The sequence below is a fragment of the Oceanobacter sp. 1_MG-2023 genome (genome assembly GCF_030689025.1).
Taxonomy (GTDB): domain Bacteria; phylum Pseudomonadota; class Gammaproteobacteria; order Pseudomonadales; family Oceanobacteraceae; genus Oceanobacter.
Map to the genome: position 1 here is coordinate 1 of NZ_JAUYWA010000049.1, position 3,215 is coordinate 3,215.

At 53.3% G+C, this 3,215-nt stretch carries 1 protein-coding gene; it reads right to left on the bottom strand.

Annotated features, from left to right (window positions below; genetic code table 11):
- Window positions 1-3,215 (bottom strand): cadherin repeat domain-containing protein (locus Q8W22_RS16520; protein WP_305453093.1); only part of this gene is annotated, 3,215 nt, incomplete at both ends.

Sequence of the window (3,215 nt, forward strand, 5' to 3'; positions counted from 1 at the left end):
TGTAAACCCGCGCCATCGGTGGCTGTAACAATAAAGCTGTAGCTGGACTTGCTCTCATAATCCGCATCCGCCAACAAAGCAACTTCGCCGGTGGCGGAGTTGATGCTGAAATACGCGGCATCGTCGCCAGAGAGCGAGAAAGTCACACCTCCAGAAATATCCGCGGAATCATCGGCCGTCGTGGTATACACCACTTGCCCGGCACCTGAGTTTTCATCGATTGCAGTAGCCGTCGCGCCAGACGTAATGCTTGGCGCTGCTTCATCCAGGTTATTAACCGCCAGGGTAACGGCCTGATTAGTAAAGTTACCGGCTCCATCGGTGGCGGTGACAGTAAAGCTGTAGCTGGACTTGGTCTCGTAATTGGCATCAGCCAATAACATCACTTCGCCGGTGGCTGAATTAATGCTGAACAGCCCTGCATCGGCTCCCGAGAGGCTATAAACCGCCGTCGCATCATCCGTCGCTGCGGTGTAAATCACCGTGTTTTCACCAGAGTTTTCGTCAATGGCAGTCGCTGTTGAACCGGATGTAAATGCCGGTGCCACTTCATCCAGATCATTCACATCCAGCGTCACGGCTTGGCTATCTTGTAAACCAGCACCATCGGTGGCGATCACGACAAAGTTATAGCTGGATTTACTTTCGTAATCGGCATCCGCCAACAAAGTAACTTCGCCACTGCTGGTATCAATCGAGAAGTACGTAGCATCTGCACCCGACAGACCGAAACTCACGCCATCAGAAATATCAGCAGAGTCATCCGCAGTGGCGGTATAAATCACACTGCCCGCACCGCTGTTTTCATCGATCGAGGTGGCCGTAGCACCAGATGTAATGCTTGGCGCTGCTTCATCTAGGTTATTAACCACCAGGGTAACGGCTTGGTCCGTGTGGTTACCGGCGCCATCTGTCGCTGTGACAGTAAAGCTGTAGCTGGACTTGGCCTCGTAATTGGCATCAGCCAATAACGTCACTTCGCCGGTGGCTGAATTAATGCTGAATAGCCCTGCATCACCCCCCGAGAGGTTATAAACCGCCGTCGCATCATCCGTCGCTGCGGTGTAAATCACCGCGTTCTCACCGGAGTTCTCATCAATGACATCCGCCAACGTACCGGAGGTAAATACAGGCCCCACTTCATCCAGGTTATTCACTGCCAGGGTAACAGTTTGATCGGTGTGGTTACCCGCCCCATCGGTAGCGGTGACAGTAAAGCTGTAGCTGGACTTGGTCTCGTAATCGGCATCAGCCAACAAAGTCACTTCGCCGGTATTGATACCAATGGTGAAGTAAGCCGCATCAGTGCCGCCAAGGCTAAACGTTACTCCATCGGAGATATCTGCGGAATCATCGGCCGCCGCGGTATACACCACCTGCCCGGCACCGCTGTTTTCATCGATGGCAGTCGCGGTATCACCAGAGGTAATCGTCGGTGCTGCTTCATCGAGGTTATTGACCGCCAGGGTGACGGACTGGCTATCTTGTAAACCCGCGCCATCGGCGGCGGTGACGGTAAAGCTGTAACTGGACTTGCTTTCGTAATCCGCATCCGCCAATAAGGTGACTTCACCGGTGGCTGAGTTGATGCTGAAGTACGCGGCATCTGTACCCGACAGACCGAAACTCACGCCATCAGAAATATCAGCAGAGTCATCCGCAGTGACGGTATAAATCACACTACCCGCACCGCTGTTTTCATCGATCGCAGTGGCGATAGCGCCAGAAGTAATCGTCGGTGCGACTTCATCCAGGTTATTGACCGCCAGCGTCACGGTTTGGTCCGTGTGGTTACCGGCTCCATCGGTAGCGGTGACAGTAAAGCTATAACTGGACTTGGTCTCGTAATCAGCGTCGGCCAATAAGGTAACTTCGCCGGTGGCTGAATTAATGCTGAACAGCCCTGCATCGGCTCCCAAGAGGCTATAAACCGCCGTCGCATCATCCGTCGCTGCGGTGTAAATCACCGTGTTTTCACCAGAGTTTTCGTCAATGGCGGTCGCTGTTGAACCGGATGTAAATGCCGGTGCCACTTCATCCAGATCATTCACATCCAGCGTCACGGCTTGGCTATTTTGTAAACCCGCGCCGTCGGTGGCTGTAACAGTAAAGCTGTAGCTGGATTTGATCTCATAGTCCGCATCGGCCAACAAAGTAACTTCGCCACTGCTGGTATCAATCGAGAAATACGCAGCATCTGCACCCGACAGACCGAAACTCACGCCATCAGAAATATCAGCAGAGTCATCAGCAGTGGCGGTATAAATCACACTGCCGGCACCGCTGTTTTCATCGATCGCGGTAGCCGTAGCGCCAGACGTAATGCTTGGCGCTGCTTCATCCAGGTTATTGACCGCCAGCGTCACGGCTTGGTCGCTGTAGTTACCGGCCCCATCGGTAGCGGTGACAGTAAAGCTGTAGCTGGACTTGGTCTCGTAATTGGCATCCGCCAATAACGTCACTTCGCCGGTGGCTGAATTAATGCTGAACAGCCCTGCATCGGCTCCCGAGAGGCTATAAACCGCCGTCGCATCATCCGTCGCTGCGGTGTAAATCACCGTGTTTTCACCAGAGTTTTCGTCAATGGCGGTCGCTGTTGAACCAGATATAAATGCCGGTGCCACTTCATCCAGATCATTCACATCCAGTGTCACGGCTTGGCTATCTTGTAAACCAGCACCATCGGTGGCGATCACGACAAAGTTATAGCTGGATTTACTTTCGTAATCGGCATCCGCCAACAAAGTAACTTCGCCGGTGGCTGAGTTGATGCTGAAATCCGCCGCATCGTCGCCTGAGAGCGAGAAAACCACACCATCAGAAATATCGGCAGAGTCATCCGCAATGGCGGTATACACCACAGTACTGGCACCGCTATTTTCGTCGATCGCAGTGGCGATAGCGCCAGATGTAATGCTTGGTGCCACTTCATCCAGGTCATTGACCGCCAGCGTGACGGTTTGATCGGTAAAGTTACCCGCCACATCAGTAGCGGTGACGGTAAAGCTGTAACTAGCTTTTGTTTCGTAATCGGCATCCGCCAATAACGTCACTTCGCCGGTGGCTGAGTTGATGCTGAACAGTGACGCATCTGTACCAGACAACGAATAAACCGCTGCCGCGTCGTCCGTGGTCGCGGTGTAAATAACCGAGCTGGCACCAGAATTTTCGTCAATGGCATCCGCCAGAGTCCCGGAGGTAAATACAGGCCCCAC